The sequence below is a fragment of the Pseudomonas sp. MBLB4136 genome, from assembly GCF_051904765.1.
GTDB lineage: Bacteria > Pseudomonadota > Gammaproteobacteria > Pseudomonadales > Pseudomonadaceae > Aquipseudomonas.
The window spans coordinates 1,652,876-1,669,917 of record NZ_CP196713.1; the positions used below are offsets into that span (position 1 = coordinate 1,652,876).

Sequence of the window (17,042 nt, forward strand, 5' to 3'; positions counted from 1 at the left end):
GGAGTGTCCTGGCTGAGTCCGGTGCGCGTGGCGCACCCTACGGGGTGGTGTAGGGTGCGCTGGGCGCACCGTTCAATGTGTCGGCCAGGGCGCGTGGCACCGGCACCGGAAATTCCAGCAGCTGCTGGGCGAAGGCCTTGCCCTGCGGGTCGATGCGCAGGCTGGCGATGCCGCCGCCGCCCAGGGCGTTTTCCAGCAGGAAATTGAGGCTGTGGCTGCCGGGCAGGTACCAGCGCTGGATGCGACCGCGCTGCGGGTCCAGCACGTGGCCCATCCAGTCGGCCAGGGCCTCCGTGGACAGCGCCTCGGCGATCCACGGCAGGTACTCGGGGCGGCGCGCCATCACGCCGATGTTGGCGTGGTTGCCCTTGTCGCCGGAGCGCGCCACCGCCAGCTTGATCAAGGGCACGCTGGCGTCGGCCGGGCCTTGCGCTGGCGCCGGCTCGATGGCGTCAGTCAGGGCCTCGGGGGTGAAGGTGTCGGTGGCGGGCAGGGCGACGGGCTGCCGTTCGCCCGCCAGCTCCACTTGCAGCGCGCAGGCGCGCTTGTCGACCAGGAAGGAGAACAGGCGAATCACCGGGTAGACCGTCGGCCGGCCGCCGACCAGGCCGGTGAGGCCCGGCGCCATGCCGGTGGCGGCCTGGGCGATCTCGCGGGAGAACAGTACCAGCGCTTCCTTGCGTGGATGGCGCACGGCCAGCTTGATCACCACCTCGCGGCTGTCCTGGCGCCGGCCGTGGGGGCCATAGGTGGCCTCGCTGCCGAGCAGTTCGATGCTGACTTCGCTGTAGGGGCCCCAGCCCCGCGAGGCGAACAGTTCCTCGGTCTTGGCGATGATCGCCTGGCTGACCCGCCGGGCCTTCTGCACCGCATCTATCCCGGCCATCAGGCAACTGGCGCTGCAGCGGAAACCGTCCGGGTAGGTGGCGCTGATCTTGTACTGGGCGGTGGGCGGCAGGCCCCGGGCGCCCGTTACGGCGACGCGATCCTGGCCGAGCGCTTCCAGGCTTACGCCGGTGAAGTCGCAGACCACGTCCGGCAGCAGGTAGGCCCGCGGGTCGCCGATCTCGTAGAGCAGCTGTTCGCCGACGGTCAAGGGGCTGACCAGGCCGCCGCTGCCCTCTGGCTTGGACACGACGAAGCTGCCATCGGCGGCCACCTCGACGATGGGAAAGCCGATGTGTTCGTAGTCCGGCACGCTTTGCCAGTCGGTGAAGTTGCCGCCGGTGCACTGCGCGCCGCACTCGATGATGTGCCCGGCCAGGGCGCCCTGGGCCAGCTTGTCATAGTCGCGCCAGTCCCAGGCGAACTCGTGCACCAGGGCGGCGCTGACCAGGGCGCTGTCGACCACCCGGCCGGTGATCACGATGTCGGCACCCCGCTCCAGGGCGGCGACGATGCCCGGGGCGCCAAGGTAGGCATTGATCGATACGCAGTGGGGCGGCAGGGCGGCGCCGCTGAACATCTCCACCGAGCCATCCTGGCGCAGCTCGGCGAGCCTGGGCTGCAGGTCGTCGCCGTGCAGCACGGCGATCTTCAGCTTGACCCCGGCCTTCTCGCAGGCGGCCCGCAGCGCCTGGGCGCAGGCCTGGGGATTGACCCCGCCGGCATTGCTGATCACCCGGATGCGCCTGGCCTCGATCTGCGTCAGCAGTGGGGCGAGGACCTCTACGAAGTCGGTAGCGTAGCCGAGTTCGGGGCTCTTCAGGCGGGCGCCGGCCATGATCGACATCGTCACCTCTGCCAGGTAGTCGAACACCAGGTAGTCCAGCTGGCCGCCGTGCACCAGCTGGGCGGCGGCGGTGCAGGTGTCGCCCCAGAACGCGGAGGCGCAGCCGATGCGCACGGTCTTGGTCATTGGCAGGGGTCCGTCATGGAGAGAAGATGAGCGAGACACTACCAAGCAAGCGCTTGGTTGAAAAGTGCAAAAGAACGGCTTTCCGGCCAAAAGTGCGGCCAAGCGCTTGCTTGGGGGCTGCGCCCGGCATAACTTTCACCAACAACGACAAACACTTGACGCGATCAGCCAAGGTTGCGGGGATAATCCGGCGATAGTGCGGGCTGCCGCAGCGGATAGGGGTAGGGGGAGTAACCAGCGTGGACGATCAACAGGCTCAGGCGGTGATGCGCGAATTGGTGGCCAAGGGGCTGGTCACCGATCCGGACAGCGCCCGCGGCAAGCTGCTGCAGACGGCGGCCCATCTGTTTCGCAGCAAGGGCTACGAGCGCACCACGGTGCGCGACCTGGCCAGCGCGGTGGGCATTCAGTCGGGCAGCATTTTTCACCACTTCAAGAGCAAGGATGAAATCCTCCGCTCGGTGATGGAGGAGACCATCCGTTACAACACCGCCCTGATGCAGGCCGAGCTGGCCGAGGCGAGCTGCCTGCGCGAGCGGGTGCTGGCGCTGATCCGCTGCGAATTGCAGTCGATCATGGGGGGCACCGGCGAGGCCATGGCGGTGCTGGTGTATGAGTGGCGCTCGCTGTCCGAGGAAGGCCAGCAATTCATACTGCAGTTGCGCGATACCTATGAGCGGCTTTGGCTGGAGGTGCTCGGCGAAGCCAAGGCGCAGGGCTATTTCAAGGCCGACCCGTTCATCCTGCGACGCTTCCTCACCGGCGCCCTGAGCTGGACCACCACCTGGTTCCACCCCGAGGGGCCGATGACCCTGGAGCAGCTGGCCGAGGAGGCCTTGTCGCTCGTGCTCAAGGAAGTTTGAGCAGAATGGACTAGGCTAAGCGGAGTCTTCGACTGCATCGTTGCGGCCAGGGAAGCGGCCGCGTGACATATACAGGGAACGGTCAGGGTCATGTGTGTTCCATGAGGTGTTCCTTGCGCGCGCGGTACGGAGTTCTGCTGGTCGCACTGAGTCTGCTGATGATCCAGCCGCTGGCGGCGGAGCTTCGGGTCGGCGTCGGCGCCTACCATTTTCCGCCCTACGTGATGAAGCCCGAGAGCGCCAGTCCAGGCGGACTGTTGCCGGAGTTGCTGGTGGCGCTGAATCGGCTGCAGGGCGACTACCGTTTCGAACTGGTGGCGACCTCGGTGACTCGCCGTTACCGCGACCTCGAGAGCGGCCGCTTCGACCTGATCCTGTTCGAGTCGCCGAGCTGGGGCTGGCAGGATGTCGAGCACAATGCCCTGGACCTGCGGATCGAAGATGCCGAAGTCTATGTCGCCCGTGTCGAGTCGGGGCGCGATCAGAGTTATTTCGACCAGCTCAAGGGCAAGCGCATGGCCCTGTACAGCGGCTATCACTATGGTTTTGCCGACTTCAACGCGGATCAGCAGTTTCTCGCTCAGGAATTCGGCGCGGTGCTCACCTACTCCCACGACAGCAACCTGGCCATGCTCCTGCGTGGGCGCGCGGACATTGCGGTGATCACTCGCTCCTACCTGCAGCTCTATCAGGATCGCCATCCCGAGCGCGCGGCGGCGCTGCTGGTGTCGCAGCGAGCCGACCAGCTCTATCAGCACCACGCGCTGTTCCGTCGGAACGGGCCCCTGGAGCCGGATCGCTTCGCCGGCTTGATGAAGCGGCTAGATGAGCAAGGCCAGCTGGAACCCTTGTTGAGGCGCTATCACCTGCTGGCACCCTAAATGGCGCAGGTCAGCCAGAGCCATACTGGCGGCCGGGGCCGGGATTAAGCAGGCCAATTATTAACCGTTAGGACCGATATTTTGGGGAAGCATATGGGGATGTCGATGCGCAGGTTGCTGCGAGCTGGTGGGGTGCTGGGCGCATTGCTTCTGGCCATGCCGCTGGCCGCCGAGCAGGTGGTGCATGTCGGCGGCGTGCACTTCCCGCCCTATGTGGTCAAGCCGGAACAGCCGAATGCTTCCGGTCTGTTGCTCGAGTTGCTCGAGGCGTTGAACCAGGAGCAGAGTGACTATCGATTCGTCATGGTGCCCAGTTCTGTTCCTCGTCGATTTCGCGATTTCCAGGACGGGCGCATCGATCTGGCGCTGTTCGAGAACCCGGCCTGGGACTGGCAGACCATTGCCCACGACACGGTCGACATGGGCCTGGAGGATGCCGAGGTGTTCGTCGCGCGGGTAGAGCCCGGTCGAGAGCAAAGCTACTTCGACTCGCTGCAAGGCAAGCGCCTGGCGCTGTACAACGGCTATCACTATGCCTTCGCCGGTTTCAACGCCGCGCCTGAATTCCTCCAGCAGCACTACAACGCTACCCTGACCTATTCCCACGACAGCAACCTGATGATGGTGATGCGTCGCAGGGCCGATATCGCCCTGGTCACGCGCTCCTATATCGGCGAGTTTCTCGAACGCCATCGCGAGTATGCCGGGCAGCTGCTGGTCTCCGAGCGGGTCGACCAGCGCTACAAGCACTATGCCCTGGTGCGCCCGCAGGGGCCGATCAGTGCCGAGCGTTTCGCGGCGCTGCTGGAGCAGCTGCGTCGCGGCGGTCAATTGGCGGAGATTTTCACCCCTAGTCGCATTGCGGTCCGGCCTGGTGCGGTGGAACGTTCGGGCGTGGCCGATGTGGTGGATTGAGCGCTTGCGAGGGGCGGCGGGTCCCTGCCGAAAATAACTCCGACGCAGCTGGACGCTGTTCAGCGCACGAACTCCGCAGGTCTAGTGGAAGTAGCGCTGCAGCAGGTGGGGATCGTCGAAGTGGGCCCGGCCGATGAAGGCCGTGGTATGGCGTCCCCATTGGCGCATGGCGCCGGGCGAACGTACCCCGGACGGCCACAGCAGCCAGCGCTCCAGGCGCTGGCTGCCGGGCACCAGGCCATCGGCGGCATACAGGCTGTGCTGCCCGCTGGGGTGCGGCAGTCGACGCAGCTGATCGAGGTCGGCCTGCTGGTAGGTCAGTGCCGGGTAGGGCGAGCGGCGTCCATCGACCCAGAGCAATTCGTGAGTGCCGGCGTTCAGCCAGAGCGTCGCGGCCTGGGTACCGTCGATGTGCAGGCGGTGCGCCAGGCGGGCCTCCTCGTTCGGCGGCTGGCGAAAGCGCAGTGGTGAGTGTTGGGGTAGGTAGAACGTGTGCCAGCAGCCGCAGGGGTGGATGCTGTCATACAGCACTGCGTGGCCCCGGCGGTCGAGGGTGACGCGCCAGAGCAAACCGTCCAGTTCGCCGCCGTACAGATCCAGGGCGTGCGGTCGCGGGCGCTGGCTGAACCACAGCTGGTAGGTCAACTGCAGGTGCCAACGGCCGTCGATTCGGCTCCAGCCCAGGTGCCGATACAGCCGCGGCTGCTGGGCGTTGAAGGTGCGCCGGCCATCGATGGCGAAATACGGGCTGCCGATGCGATCGCTGCGGCTGGCCTGTTCGATGCGCAGATGCGGTGCATGGCGGGCGAACAGGGCGTCGAGCTGGGTGGCACTCGGCCCTGGCAGACCCAGTGGATCATCGTGCAGGGGGGTCGGATTACGGGTTTCCCGATTCGCCTGTGGCGCGTAGCTCAGCCAGCCAGGCCCGTCCGCGGGTGCCCGGGCCTTGGCCGCGGCCCGCTGCCAGACGGCGATGCCCTGGCGGAAGACGGGCTTGAACAAAGGATTGAGGCCGAGCAGCCGCGCCCAGTCGCGGTAGTCGTCGGGGACCTGGGCGGCCTTGTGCGCGCGGGCGTAGGCCTCGGGGTCGTCGCTCAGGCGCTGTACCTGGTCGGTTCGGCAGCTCGCCAGTTGCTGGCGGCGGGCGCTGGCGTTCCAGATGCGCCGCTGGTCTGTAGGCAGCTGGGCGATTTCCAGCTGGCTGGCTTCGGCATCGTGGGCGGCCAGGCGTTGGGCCCATAGGTTGCGTTGCTGAGTGCTGCGCGCATCGGCCGCCAGGCTGGCCAGGAGCCTGTCGCTGCGCAAGCCGGGAAAGTCCGCCAGTAGGTGGTATTGCGCGTCCCGCTGCGCCTGGGTGGCAGCGTGCAGGCGGGCAAACAGCAGGCTGCAGTCGTCGAGCTCGGCGACGGGCGGGGTGACGCTGGCGCAGCCGATCAGCAGCGCCAACAGACTAGCGCCGGCTATCGTCCTTGGCGTCCTGCGCCTCCATCTGGATTTTTCGTTCACGGATTTTCCGCAGTTGTTCATCGCTCAGGGGCAGGGGCTTGGCGGTACGCAGCAGCACCAGCAAACCGCCGACTATGGAACCCAGGACGAGCAAGAGCAGCAGCCAGGCAAACCACGGCATGGTCGGTCCCTCTACAGGTGCATGGTCAGCTCACCATATCGCGTCAGTCGCGCCTTGTCAGTTCGGTGCCGTGTTTCCGACGACGAATGCCCGGGCTGATCGCGGGGTGCCGGCCAAGGCCCTGGGCGGGCAGCCCGGGGCCACCCGCCAGTACGATTCTAGCGGCGCACCTGCTTGAGGGTCTCGGCGATCAGAAAGGCCAGTTCCAGGGACTGGTCGGCATTCATCCGCGGGTCGCAGTGGGTGTGGTAGCGGTCCGACAGGCTGTCCTCGGTCACCGGGCGGGCGCCACCTATGCATTCGGTGACGTTCTGTCCCGTCATCTCGATATGAATGCCGCCGGCGTAGCTGCCCTCGGCCTGGTGTACGGCGAAGAACTGCTTTACTTCGGCGAGGATCTGCGCGAAGTCGCGGGTCTTGTACCCGGTGCTGGCCTTGATGGTGTTGCCGTGCATCGGGTCGGAGCTCCACAGCACCTGGCGGCCTTCGCGCTGCACGGTCTGGATCAGGCGTGGCAGGCCGGCTTCGACCTTGTCGGCACCCATGCGCACGATCAGGTTGAGGCGACCGGGATCGTTGTCCGGGTTGAGGATGTCGATCAGGCGGATCAGGTCTTCGCTGTCCATGCTCGGGCCGACCTTGACCCCGATCGGGTTGCCGACGCCGCGCAGGAACTCGACATGGGCGCCGTCCAGCTGGCGGGTACGGTCGCCGATCCACAGCATGTGCGCCGAGCAGTCGTACCAGCCGCCGGTGAGGCTGTCCTTGCGCACGAAGGCTTCTTCGTAGTTGAGCAGCAACGCCTCATGGGCGGTGAAGAAACTGGTCTCGCGCACCTGCGACGAGCCGTCCATGCCGCAGGCGCGCATGAAGGCCAGGGTCTCGTCGATGCGGTCGGCCATCTGGCTGTACTTTTCCGCCAGGGCCGAGTTGGCGATGAAGTCCAGGTTCCACTGGTGCACCTGGTGCAGGTCGGCGAAGCCGCCTTGGGCGAAGGCGCGCAGCAGGTTGAGAGTCGCCGTGGCCTGGTGGTAGGCCTGCAGCAGCCGCTCCGGGTCGGGCACGCGGCTCTGCGCATCGAACCCGATGCCGTTGACGATGTCGCCGCGGTAGGCGGGCAGGGTGGTGCCGCCGATGGTCTCGTCGTTGGCCGAGCGCGGCTTGGCGAACTGGCCGGCCATGCGGCCGACCTTGACCACCGGGCAGCCGGCGGCGAAGGTCATGACGATGGCCATCTGCAGCAGCACCTTGAAGGTGTCGCGGATCTTCGCCGCGCTGAACTCGGCGAAGCTCTCGGCGCAGTCGCCGCCCTGCAGCAGGAAGGCGCGGCCCTGGGTCACTTCGGCGAACTGCCGGCGCAGCTCGCGGGCTTCGCCGGCGAACACCAGCGGCGGGTAGCCGGCCAGGGTCTGCTCGACTTTCGCCAGCTGGGCGGCATCGGGGTAATTCGGCTGCTGCTGGATCGGCTTGGCTCTCCAGCTATCGGGACTCCAGGGTTGCGACATCAGGGCTCTCGGCTTCAGGCAATTTGGGCGGACTGGCATGGTAACCGATCAGCCGACTGCTTCAAGCCGATAGGCGCGATAGAGCCTCTGCATGATGCTGGATCGCGTCGAGGCGGGCGTCCGCCAGCCGCTCGGCCGAGGGGCGACGCGGCGAGTTTGCGCGTGACCCGGCTGCCGGCTTGTCGGACAATTGCCCCCTTTCCCGGTCCCGTTGGCTGGGGTACGCAAGGGTGGAGAGGTGGATGCCAGGTTTACCCCCGGTGGATGAGATGCAAGACGAGGTCCTGCTGGCCGAGGTGCAGGACGAGTTCGGCGTGATCCGTGTCGTGGAAATCGGTGCCTATCGCTTCCTCGAGTTCGGCGAGGCGATCGAGCAGAGCTGCGTGTTCACCGCCGACCCGAGCTGGCTGGAGTACGACTACACCCGCGCCATGCTGCTCGGCGCCCTGTGCCACGCGGCGCCGGAGAGTGCGCTGTTCCTCGGCCTGGGCGCCGGCAATCTGACCCAGGCCTGCCTCAAGTACCTGCCCCTGGACGATGTCGAGACCATCGAGCTGCGCCCCGCTGTGCCGCGCCTGGCCATGGAGTTCCTCGGCCTGGACGACGATCCGCGCCTGACCGTGCGCATCGGCGATGCCATGGACCTGCTGGATACGGCGGAGAGCGCCGACCTGATCTTCGTCGACCTGTACACCGACCATGGCCCCGGCGTCGGGCACCTGGCCTGGCGTTTTCTCGAGGACTGCCAGAAGCGTCTCAACCCAGGTGGCTGGCTGGTCATCAACCAGTGGGCCTGCGACGACGGCAGACCGCTCGGTGCCGCCCTGCTGCGCGGCCTCTACCATCGCCACTATTGGGAGTGCCCGGTGAAGGAGGGCAACGTGATCCTGCTGGTGCCGGCCGACCTGGACCAGCAGCTCGACCTGGCCGGCCTGCGCGACCGGGCGGCGGCCCTGGCGCCGCGCCTGGGCTACTCCCTGGAGCCCTTGATCGAGGTGCTGCGCCCGGCCAGCTGAGCCGGATTCAGCGGCCCTTGAAGTCGCCGGGGCGACGTTCCTGCATGGCGCGCCGGCCTTCCTGGGCATCTTCGCTGGCCATCAGCCGGACCACGTTCGGATGCAGGCTGGCCGCCGCTGCGGTCTCGCCCTCGCGCACCGCCTGGCGCGCCGAGGCCAGGGTGGCCTGTACACCGAGCGGCGCCTGGGCCGCGACCCGTTCGGCCAGGCGCAGCGCGCGCGGCATCAGGTCTTCGCTGGCCACGACCTCCTGTACCAGCCCCAGGCGATAGGCCTCATGGGCGTCGAACTCGTCGCCGGTGAGCAGCCAGCGCATGGCATTGGCCCAGCCGGCGCGCTGGTGCAGGCGCAAGGTGGCGCCGCCGAACGGCATGATGCCGCGCTGTACCTCCATCTGGGCGAAGCGGGTGTTGCTGGCGCACAGGTTGATATCCGCGGCGAGCATCAACTCTATGCCGACTGTATAGCAGCAGCCCTGGGCGGCGACTATCACCGGCTTGCTGACCCGCGGTCCGCCGAACACCCCCCAGGGGTCGCAGCCACCCTCGGGGATCTGCCAGCCGGCGGCGAACTGGGCGGCGACATTGGCCAGGTCGAGGCCGGCGGTGAAGTGCTCGCCATGGGCGTGGATCAGGGCTACCCGGGCCTCGCTGTCGCGCTCGAACTCGCCGTAGGCCCGGCACAGGTCGTTGAGCATGTCCAGGTCGAAGGCGTTGCGCTTGGCGGCGCGTTCCAGGCCGAGCAAGGTGATGGGGCCGCGCTTCTCGCGACTGATCCGACCGCTGGCGTTTTGAGTCATGGCGAAACCTCAGGTAGAAGGGCGATTGCAGGGTGTATAGACGCCGGGTCCGCGCTTGTCCATGGGTAAAGCAGCAGCGCATGGCTGCCTGGCACAGCAGGACCACCCGGCGCCTTTTGCTTTTAATTCGAGGAAAACCAGCACATCCGTCAGGATTTCCGGTATAGTGCGCGCCGGTCAATTTTTGGCCACGTTCAGGTAGTGCAACTCGCCCGAAGGCTATCTTCGGCAGCCTGTCCGCTAAAGCGGGCAATCCTTGACGATTCATTCATCACTACGTTTTCGCAAATCCCCGCCGACAGGGCTGCCAGGGTGACTCTAGGGTCTTACACGGCATGCGCAGCTTTGGAACATGGGTCTTTGCGGATGCACTTGAGGCAGACCCATGACCCAGGAAATCGGCGGCTTCGCCGCGCTCGGACTTCATCCCAATATTCTCGCTGCGCTGACTGCCGTCGGCTACGAAGAACCATCGCCCATCCAGGCCCAGGCCATTCCGGTGATCCTCGGCGGCCACGACATGATCGGCCAGGCCCAGACCGGTACCGGCAAGACCGCCGCCTTCGCCCTGCCGCTGCTGTCGAAGATCGACCCGGCCAAGCGTGAGCCGCAGGCGCTGATCCTAGCGCCGACCCGCGAGCTGGCCCTGCAGGTGGCCACCGCCTTCGAAACCTATTCCAAGCAGATGCCCGGCCTCAATGTGGTCGCGGTCTACGGTGGCGCACCGATGGGACCGCAGCTCAAGGCCATCCGCCAGGGCGCACAGGTCATAGTCGCCACCCCGGGGCGCCTGGTCGACCACCTGCGTCGCGACGAAAAGGTCCTGTCGACCATCCAGTACCTGGTCCTCGACGAAGCCGACGAGATGCTCAAGCTGGGCTTCATGGATGACCTGGAGGTGATCTTCCAGGCCATGCCGGAGAGCCGCCAGAGCGTGCTGTTCTCCGCGACCCTGCCGCACTCGATCCGTGCCATCGCCGAGAAGCACCTGCGCAACCCGCAGCACGTCAAGATCGCCGCCAAGACCCAGACCGTGACCGCCATCGAGCAGGCGCACCTGATGGTTCACGCCGACCAGAAGCACGCCGCGGTATTGCGTCTGCTGGAAGTCGAAGAGTTCGACGCGCTGATCGGCTTCGTGCGCACCAAACAAGCCACCCTGGACCTGGCCGCCGCGCTGGAAGCCAAGGGCTACAAGGCTGCCGCGCTGAACGGCGACATCGCCCAGAACCAGCGTGAGCGGGTGATCGACTCGCTGAAAGACGGCCGTCTGGACATCGTGATCGCCACCGACGTCGCCGCGCGCGGCCTCGACGTACCGCGCATCACCCATGTGATGAACGTGGACATGCCCTACGATCCGGAGTCCTACGTGCACCGTATCGGTCGTACCGGCCGTGCCGGCCGTACCGGTCGCGCCCTGCTGCTGGTCACTCCGCGCGAGCGGCGCATGCTGCAGGTTATCGAGCGCGTCACCGGGCAGAAGGTCGGCGAGGTCAAGTTGCCCAACGGCCAGCAGGTGCTGGACGCCCGGATCAAGAAGCTCACCGCCAGCCTGGCGCCGTTGGTGGCCGATGCCGAGGCCAGCCATGGCGATCTGCTCGACCGCCTGACCGCCGAGATTGGCTGCAGCCCGCGCGCCCTGGCCGCGGCCCTGCTGCGCAAGGCGACCAATGGCCAGGCCCTGACCCTGGCCGAGGTCGAGCGCGAGCAGCCGCTGGTGCCGAACAGCGGTCCCCGTGAGCGCAGCGAGCGTTCCGAGCGTGGCGAACCGCGCGAGCGTCGCGCGCCGATCCCGCTGGGCGAAGGCCGTGCCCGCTGCCGCACCGCCCTGGGCGCGCGCGATGGCATCGCCGCGAAGAACCTGCTGGGGGCCATCCTCAACGAAGGCGGCCTGGCCCGCGAAGCCATCGGCCGCATCCAGGTGCGCGAGAGCTTCAGCCTGGTCGAGCTGCCGGAGGACGGCCTGGAGCGCCTGCTGGGCAAGCTGAAGGACACCCGCGTCGGTGGCAAGCCGCTCAAGCTGCGCCGCTACCGCGAGGATTGATCCTCGGCCATTGAAAAAGCCCCGCAATGCGGGGCTTTTTTATGCCTGTGGTTCGCTGGCTCAGGCGAAGCTGTAGATGTCCATGCCCAGCGCGCCGTGGGTGAAGCCGCTGTGTTCGACGCGAAAGGCGCCGCCGGCGCCGCGGGCGAAGAACAGCGGCAGCAGGTGTTCGTCGGTCGGGTGATTGCGCACGGCTTGCGGGGCCAATCGCCGGTAGTCGTGCAGCGCCGCGTCGTCGTCGCTGGCCAGCTTCTCCACTATCCAGTCGCGGAACGCCTGGGCCCAGGGTTCGATGACCTCCGGGCCGGCGTGCCAGTCCAGTTCGCCCAGGTTGTGGGTGATGCTGCCCGAGCCGATCAGCAACACCCCTCGTTCGCGCAAGGCGCCCAGGGCGCGGCCGACCTTGCTCTGCAGGGCAGGACCTTGTTGGCTGGGCAGCGACAGTTGCAGCACCGGGATATCGGCTTGCGGGTACATCAGCGACATCGGTACCCAGGCGCCGTGATCGAGCGGTCGCTCGGCGTCGAGTCGGGCCGCCAGGCCGGCATCGCTCAGGCGGTCAACGACCTCGTCGGCCAGCTGCGGATCGCCGGGTGCGGGATACTGCAGTGCGTAGAGCGGAGCGGGGAAGCCGCGGAAGTCGTGCCAGGTCTGCGGCCGGGTGGCGGCGGTCACGCGTAGCTCATGGCTCTCCCAGTGTGCCGAGACCACCAGGATGGCGCGCGGCCTCGGCAGCTCGGCAGCCAGACGAGACAGAGTCGGACCGCTGGCGCCGGGGTCGAGGGCGAGCATGGGTGAGCCGTGGGAGATAAACAGCGAAGGCAGCATGGGGCAGGGCTCCTGCATTAGGATGGGGCCATCTTCGCGGCTTGATATATCGAGTTCCAGTATAAATTACTGAGCTATTTCATCGAATTGACTGGAGGGTTGATGGATCGGGAGTTCTGGCAGGCGCGCTGGGCGACAGGGCAGATCGGCTTTCATCAGGATCGGGTCAATCCCTATCTGCAGCGGCACTGGTCCAAGTTGGCGCTGCCGAGCGCGACACGGGTGCTGGTGCCGCTCTGCGGCAAGAGCCTGGACCTACTTTGGTTAGCCGAGCAGGGTTATCGGGTGTTGGGCGTGGAGCTGGCACAGCGTGCAGTAGAGGACTTCTTCGCGGAGCAGCGGCTGCAGCCGCAGGTCAGCCAGCAGGGGGATTTCGAGGTCTACCGCGCCGGTGCCATCGAGCTCTGGTGTGGTGACTTCTTTGCTCTGCAGGCCGAGCATCTGCTCGGCTGCACGGCGCTGTACGATCGCGCCGCGCTGATCGCTCTGCCGGCGGACATGCGTCTTCGCTATGTCGCCCATCTGCAGGCGATCCTGGCGCCGGGGAGCAACGGCCTGCTGGTCACCCTGGACTACGAGCAGGTGCAGATGGATGGGCCGCCCTTTGCCGTGGCCGATGCCGAGGTGCACCGGCTGCTGGCCGGGGGCTGGCAGCTGCAGCTGCTCGAGGAGTGCGACGTGCTGGATGAGAACCGCAGGTTCCGCGAACGTGGCCTGCAGGGCCTGGATGAGCGGGTCTATCGCCTGGTGCGGCGCTGAACTTCGGGTATGAAAAAGGGCGGCCCGCGGGCCGCCCTTTTTTCACTGCCGGTCGCTTAGCCGCGCTGGCGCAGAGCTTCGATGCGGTCTTCCAGCGGCGGGTGGCTCATCAGCAGGCCGGCCAGGCCGTTCTTCAGGCCGCCGTTGATGCCGAAGGCGGTCAGGCTGTCGGGCATGTGCACCGGCACGCCCTGTTCGGCGCGCAGGCGCTGCAGGGCGGCGATCATCGCACCGGTGCCGGCCAGGCGGGCGCCGGCTTCGTCGGCCTTGAACTCGCGCTTGCGCGAGAACCACATGACGATGATGCTGGCCAGGATGCCCAGTACCAGTTCGGCGAAGATGGTCGCGACGAAGTAGCCGATGCCGTGGCCGTCTTCGTTCTTCAGGATCGCCTTGTCGACGAAGTTGCCGAAGATGCGCGCGAAGAACATCACGAAAGTGTTCACCACGCCCTGGATCAGCGCCAGGGTGACCATGTCGCCGTTGGCCACGTGGCCGATCTCGTGGGCCAGCACGGCGCGAACCTCATCGGGGGAGAAGCGCTCCAGCAGGCCCTGGCTCACCGCCACCAGGGCGTCGTTCTTGTTCCAGCCGGTGGCGAAGGCGTTGGATTCGTAGGCCGGGAAGATGCCCACCTCGGGCATCTTGATGCCGGCTTCGCGGGACAGTTCCTCGACCGTCTGCAGCAGCCACTGCTCGTGGCGGGTGCGCGGTTGGCTGATGATCTCGGTGCCGGTGCTCATCTTCGCCATCCACTTGGAGATGAACAGCGAAATCAGCGAGCCGGCGAAGCCGAAGACCGCGCAGAAAACCAGCAGGCTGCCATAGTTCTGGCCGGTGAAGCGATCAACCCCCAACAGCTTGAGAGTGATGCTGGCGATGATCAGGACCGCCAGGTTGGTGGCCAAAAACAGCAAGATGCGCATCATGGTGTGAAACTACTCCTTGGGAGAAAAGACGGTCCGGTTCTGCCGGCTATATAAGGGCGCGCCCACCGGCTATTCAACCGAGGGACTATTTCAAACTGTGTCCTTTGCCTCGCCCAGGGCGCCGGCGAAGACCAGGCGGGTCAGTCGGGCGATTCGCTCGCCGTGCCGCTGCGCCAGCGCCTCGCGCAGCTGGTGCGCCAGGCTGCCCTGCACCCGGCGCACGCTCGGCGGCAGGGCCTCGCCTTCGGGCAGGGCATGGGGCACGCCTCGGCTCAGGCGCAGAAAGCCCTTTTCGCTGAGTACCGCCTGATCCAGGGCGTCGTAGGCGATGGTCGAGTCGAAGCGCAGGTAGCCTTCCTCGGCCAGCCACAGCAGGGCGCTCAGGCAGCTCTGGTGGCGTTTGCTCGGCAGGCCGAACTCGTCCGGTTCCTCGCGGCCGATCAGGTCTTCCACGTACAGTGCCATCTTGCGTGGAAACACCTGGTAGAGCATCAGCAGGCCGCTGGCAGCGTCCTTGTAGAAGTCGTCTATCTGCAGGTCCATAGGTTTTCGTCTGGCGTCCGCGCCGGCTCGTGGCGATCGGCTTGGGTGCTTACTGGCGGTAACTCTTGAGGAAGGAGCCGATGCGCCCGATCGCCTGCTCCAGGTCGTCGACCCGCGGCAGGGTTACCACGCGGAAGTGGTCCGGCCAGGGCCAATTGAAGGCCGTGCCCTGGACGATCAGCAGTTTCTCGGACAGCAGCAGGTCGAGGACGAACTTCTCGTCGTTGTGGATCGGACAGACCTTGGGGTCGATCTTCGGGAAGGCGTACAGCGCGCCCATGGGCTTGACGCAGCTGACCCCGGGAATGTCGTTGAGCAGCTCCCAGGTGCGGTTGCGCTGCTCCAGTAGGCGGCCATTGGGCAGCACCAGGTCATTGATGCTCTGGTAGCCGCCGAGGGCCGTCTGGATCGCGTGCTGGCTCGGCACGTTGGCGCACAGGCGCATGTTGGCGAGGATATCCAGGCCCTCGATATAGCTCTGGGCGCGGTGCTTGGGGCCGGAGATCGCCACCCAGCCGGAGCGGAAACCGGCGACCCGGTAGGACTTCGACAGGCCGTTGAAGGTCAGGCACAGCACGTCCGGCGCCAGGGAGGCGGTGGAGATGTGCTGGGCCTCGTCGTAGAGGATCTTGTCGTAGATCTCGTCGGAGAACAGCACCAGGTTGTGCTGGCGCGCCAGCTCGACGATGTCTTCCAGTACGGCCTTGGAGTACACCGCGCCGGTGGGGTTGTTCGGGTTGATCAGCACCAGGGCCTTGGTGTTCGGCGTGATCTTGGCGCGCATGTCGGCGATGTCGGGGAACCAGCCGGCCTGCTCATCGCACAGGTAGTGCACCGGCTTGCCGCCGGACAGCGCCACCGCGGCGGTCCACAGCGGGTAGTCCGGGGCCGGAATCAGCACCTCGTCGCCATTGTTGAGCAGCGCCTGCATGGCCATGACGATCAGCTCGGAGACGCCGTTGCCCAGGTAGATATCTTCGATGCCGACGCCTTCCACCTGCTTCTGCTGGTAGTACTGCATCACCGCCTTGCGCGCGCTGAACAGGCCCTTGGAGTCGCTGTAGCCTTGCGCTGTAGGCAGGTTGCGGATCACGTCCTGGAGGATTTCCTCGGGGGCTTCGAAACCGAACGGTGCCGGGTTGCCGATGTTCAGCTTGAGGATGCGGTGGCCTTCCTCTTCCAGGCGTTTGGCGTGCTTGAGCACCGGCCCGCGGATGTCGTAGCAGACGTTGGCGAGCTTGTTCGATTTGCTGACCTGCATGTGGAGAATCCCGAATAGAAGGAACGCCGCGCAAAAACGCCGTTACAGACTCGAACGGACGAGCCTTGGCAGCTTGTAACGCGGGTGACAGACTGGGGTCGAATCATACGTGGCAGCCCGATCTTGGCAAAGTGATTGGTCGGGCTTTTTGCAAGTTGAGGAGACCTGCCGTGGACAAGCTCGAAAAACCCCTGGAAGCCTGGCGCGAAGAGCTGTCGGAGGAGCAATACCATGTCTGCCGTTTGGGTGGCACCGAGCGCGCTTTTACCGGTCAGTACCATGACAGCAAGACCCCCGGCATCTATCACTGCGCCTGCTGCGGTACGGCGCTGTTCGACTCCGATGCCAAGTACGACTCCGGCAGCGGCTGGCCCAGCTATTTCCAGCCAGTGAGCCAGGAGGCGATCGCCAGCCGGGATGACTTCAGCCATGGCATGCACCGCATCGAGGTCAAATGCGCCAAGTGCGATGCCCACCTCGGGCATGTATTCCCCGATGGGCCCAAACCGACCGGGTTGCGCTACTGCATCAATTCGGTGTCGCTCAAACTGATGCCGCGCGAATAGGGGGGGCGGTGTTGCTCATGCGACGGCGCAAGCCGTCGGCGCGGCTGTGGTCGGGCATCAGCGCCGCTTATTCTTGCTCAATTAAATTGTGTACAATTTAATTGCTTGCTATTTATAGGCTCATTCCATCCCAGCCAAGGACCACCGACATGAGCAATGAGCTATTCGACATTCCCTGCACCACCATCAAGGGTGAGCAGAAGACCCTCGCCGATTTCGGTGGCAAGGCCGTGCTGGTGGTCAACACCGCCAGCAAGTGTGGCTTCACCCCGCAGTACAAGGGGCTGGAGAACCTGTGGCAGCAGTACAGGGACAAGGGGCTGGTGGTGCTGGGATTTCCCTGCAACCAGTTCGGCAAGCAGGAGCCGGGGGACGAGGGGGCGATCTCCGAATTCTGCGAGCTGAACTTCGGCGTGAGTTTCCCGCTGTTCAAGAAGGTCGAGGTCAACGGCGCCGACGCCCATCCGCTGTATGTGCAGCTGAAGAAACGCGCCCCGGGCCTGCTCGGCAGTCAGGGCATCAAATGGAACTTCACCAAGTTCCTGCTCAGCGGTGACGGCCAGCTGGTCAAGCGTTTCTCGCCAGCCACCAAGCCAGAAGACCTGAGCGCAGAGATCGAAGCGCTGCTCAAATGAGGACAGGGGC

General features: G+C 65.9%; 17 protein-coding genes. 8 read left to right on the plus strand and 9 right to left on the minus strand.

Features of this window, described 5'->3' with window-relative positions:
- Positions 1 to 37 precede the first annotated feature (37 nt).
- Positions 38 to 1,858 (minus strand): acyclic terpene utilization AtuA family protein, encoded by a 1,821-nt coding sequence (locus ACSX1D_RS07695; protein WP_439861683.1) that lies wholly within the window; start codon positions 1,856 to 1,858, stop codon positions 38 to 40.
- Between the two features lie 239 nt (positions 1,859 to 2,097).
- Between ACSX1D_RS07695 and ACSX1D_RS07700 the strand changes: the two genes are divergently transcribed.
- The 3 genes from ACSX1D_RS07700 (at position 2,098) to ACSX1D_RS07710 (ending at position 4,517) form a co-directional block, all read left to right on the plus strand.
- On the plus strand, positions 2,098 to 2,721 hold the full coding sequence (locus ACSX1D_RS07700) for a TetR/AcrR family transcriptional regulator (protein WP_439861684.1): 624 nt from the start codon (positions 2,098 to 2,100) through the stop codon (positions 2,719 to 2,721).
- A gap of 101 nt (positions 2,722 to 2,822) precedes the next feature.
- Positions 2,823 to 3,602 (plus strand): substrate-binding periplasmic protein, encoded by a 780-nt coding sequence (locus tag ACSX1D_RS07705; RefSeq protein WP_439861685.1) that lies wholly within the window; start codon positions 2,823 to 2,825, stop codon positions 3,600 to 3,602.
- A 93-nt stretch (positions 3,603 to 3,695) separates the two neighbouring features.
- A complete protein-coding gene (locus ACSX1D_RS07710) occupies positions 3,696 to 4,517 on the plus strand; it encodes a substrate-binding periplasmic protein (RefSeq protein ID WP_439861686.1) in 822 nt (273 codons plus the stop codon).
- 81 nt (positions 4,518 to 4,598) lie between these two features.
- Here ACSX1D_RS07710 and ACSX1D_RS07715 read toward each other — a convergent pair whose 3' ends face one another.
- The 3 genes from ACSX1D_RS07715 to ACSX1D_RS07725 all read right to left on the minus strand — a co-directional run bounded on the left by ACSX1D_RS07715 (position 4,599) and on the right by ACSX1D_RS07725 (position 7,649).
- Positions 4,599 to 5,963: a hypothetical protein gene (locus ACSX1D_RS07715; RefSeq protein ID WP_439861687.1), complete on the minus strand. Its 1,365-nt coding sequence runs from the start codon at positions 5,961 to 5,963 to the stop codon at positions 4,599 to 4,601.
- 4 nt (positions 5,964 to 5,967) lie between these two features.
- Positions 5,968 to 6,144: a DUF2897 family protein gene (locus ACSX1D_RS07720; protein ID WP_439861688.1), complete on the minus strand. Its 177-nt coding sequence runs from the start codon at positions 6,142 to 6,144 to the stop codon at positions 5,968 to 5,970.
- Between the two features lie 158 nt (positions 6,145 to 6,302).
- The gene (locus ACSX1D_RS07725) at positions 6,303 to 7,649 is read right to left on the minus strand and encodes a class II 3-deoxy-7-phosphoheptulonate synthase (RefSeq protein ID WP_208709380.1); all 1,347 of its coding nucleotides are present in this window, start codon (positions 7,647 to 7,649) and stop codon (positions 6,303 to 6,305) included.
- Between the two features lie 242 nt (positions 7,650 to 7,891).
- Here ACSX1D_RS07725 and ACSX1D_RS07730 point away from each other — a divergent pair, with 242 nt between their 5' ends.
- A complete protein-coding gene (locus ACSX1D_RS07730; protein WP_439861689.1) occupies positions 7,892 to 8,665 on the plus strand; it encodes a spermidine synthase in 774 nt (257 codons plus the stop codon).
- 7 nt (positions 8,666 to 8,672) lie between these two features.
- Here the strand turns inward: ACSX1D_RS07730 and ACSX1D_RS07735 are convergent, their stop codons facing one another.
- Entirely contained in the window at positions 8,673 to 9,464 is a 792-nt protein-coding gene (locus ACSX1D_RS07735; RefSeq protein WP_439861690.1) for a crotonase/enoyl-CoA hydratase family protein, read from the minus strand.
- 385 nt (positions 9,465 to 9,849) lie between these two features.
- Between ACSX1D_RS07735 and ACSX1D_RS07740 the strand changes: the two genes are divergently transcribed.
- On the plus strand, positions 9,850 to 11,511 hold the full coding sequence (locus tag ACSX1D_RS07740) for a DEAD/DEAH box helicase (protein WP_439861691.1): 1,662 nt from the start codon (positions 9,850 to 9,852) through the stop codon (positions 11,509 to 11,511).
- 60 nt (positions 11,512 to 11,571) lie between these two features.
- Here the strand turns inward: ACSX1D_RS07740 and ACSX1D_RS07745 are convergent, their stop codons facing one another.
- Positions 11,572 to 12,339, minus strand: coding sequence for a DODA-type extradiol aromatic ring-opening family dioxygenase (locus ACSX1D_RS07745; protein ID WP_439861692.1), 768 nt, complete (start codon positions 12,337 to 12,339; stop codon positions 11,572 to 11,574).
- A 102-nt stretch (positions 12,340 to 12,441) separates the two neighbouring features.
- Between ACSX1D_RS07745 and ACSX1D_RS07750 the strand changes: the two genes are divergently transcribed.
- Entirely contained in the window at positions 12,442 to 13,098 is a 657-nt protein-coding gene (locus tag ACSX1D_RS07750; protein WP_439861693.1) for a thiopurine S-methyltransferase, read from the plus strand.
- A gap of 56 nt (positions 13,099 to 13,154) precedes the next feature.
- Here ACSX1D_RS07750 and htpX read toward each other — a convergent pair whose 3' ends face one another.
- The 3 genes from htpX to ACSX1D_RS07765 form a co-directional block, all read right to left on the minus strand.
- Complete coding sequence (htpX, locus tag ACSX1D_RS07755; RefSeq protein ID WP_208709391.1) at positions 13,155 to 14,027, minus strand: protease HtpX; 873 nt, start codon at positions 14,025 to 14,027, stop codon at positions 13,155 to 13,157.
- A gap of 90 nt (positions 14,028 to 14,117) precedes the next feature.
- Complete coding sequence (locus ACSX1D_RS07760; protein WP_439861694.1) at positions 14,118 to 14,570, minus strand: hypothetical protein; 453 nt, start codon at positions 14,568 to 14,570, stop codon at positions 14,118 to 14,120.
- A gap of 49 nt (positions 14,571 to 14,619) precedes the next feature.
- Positions 14,620 to 15,831 carry a pyridoxal phosphate-dependent aminotransferase gene (locus tag ACSX1D_RS07765; protein WP_439861695.1) on the minus strand — a complete coding sequence of 404 codons (1,212 nt, stop codon included), beginning with the start codon at positions 15,829 to 15,831 and terminating at the stop codon, positions 14,620 to 14,622.
- A 170-nt stretch (positions 15,832 to 16,001) separates the two neighbouring features.
- On the opposite strand from ACSX1D_RS07765, the gene msrB reads away from it, so the two are divergent.
- Positions 16,002 to 16,397, plus strand: a complete 396-nt coding sequence (gene msrB / locus ACSX1D_RS07770; RefSeq protein ID WP_439861696.1) for a peptide-methionine (R)-S-oxide reductase MsrB — start codon at positions 16,002 to 16,004, stop codon at positions 16,395 to 16,397.
- A gap of 149 nt (positions 16,398 to 16,546) precedes the next feature.
- Positions 16,547 to 17,032 (plus strand): glutathione peroxidase, encoded by a 486-nt coding sequence (locus tag ACSX1D_RS07775; RefSeq protein ID WP_439861697.1) that lies wholly within the window; start codon positions 16,547 to 16,549, stop codon positions 17,030 to 17,032.
- Positions 17,033 to 17,042 lie beyond the last annotated feature (10 nt).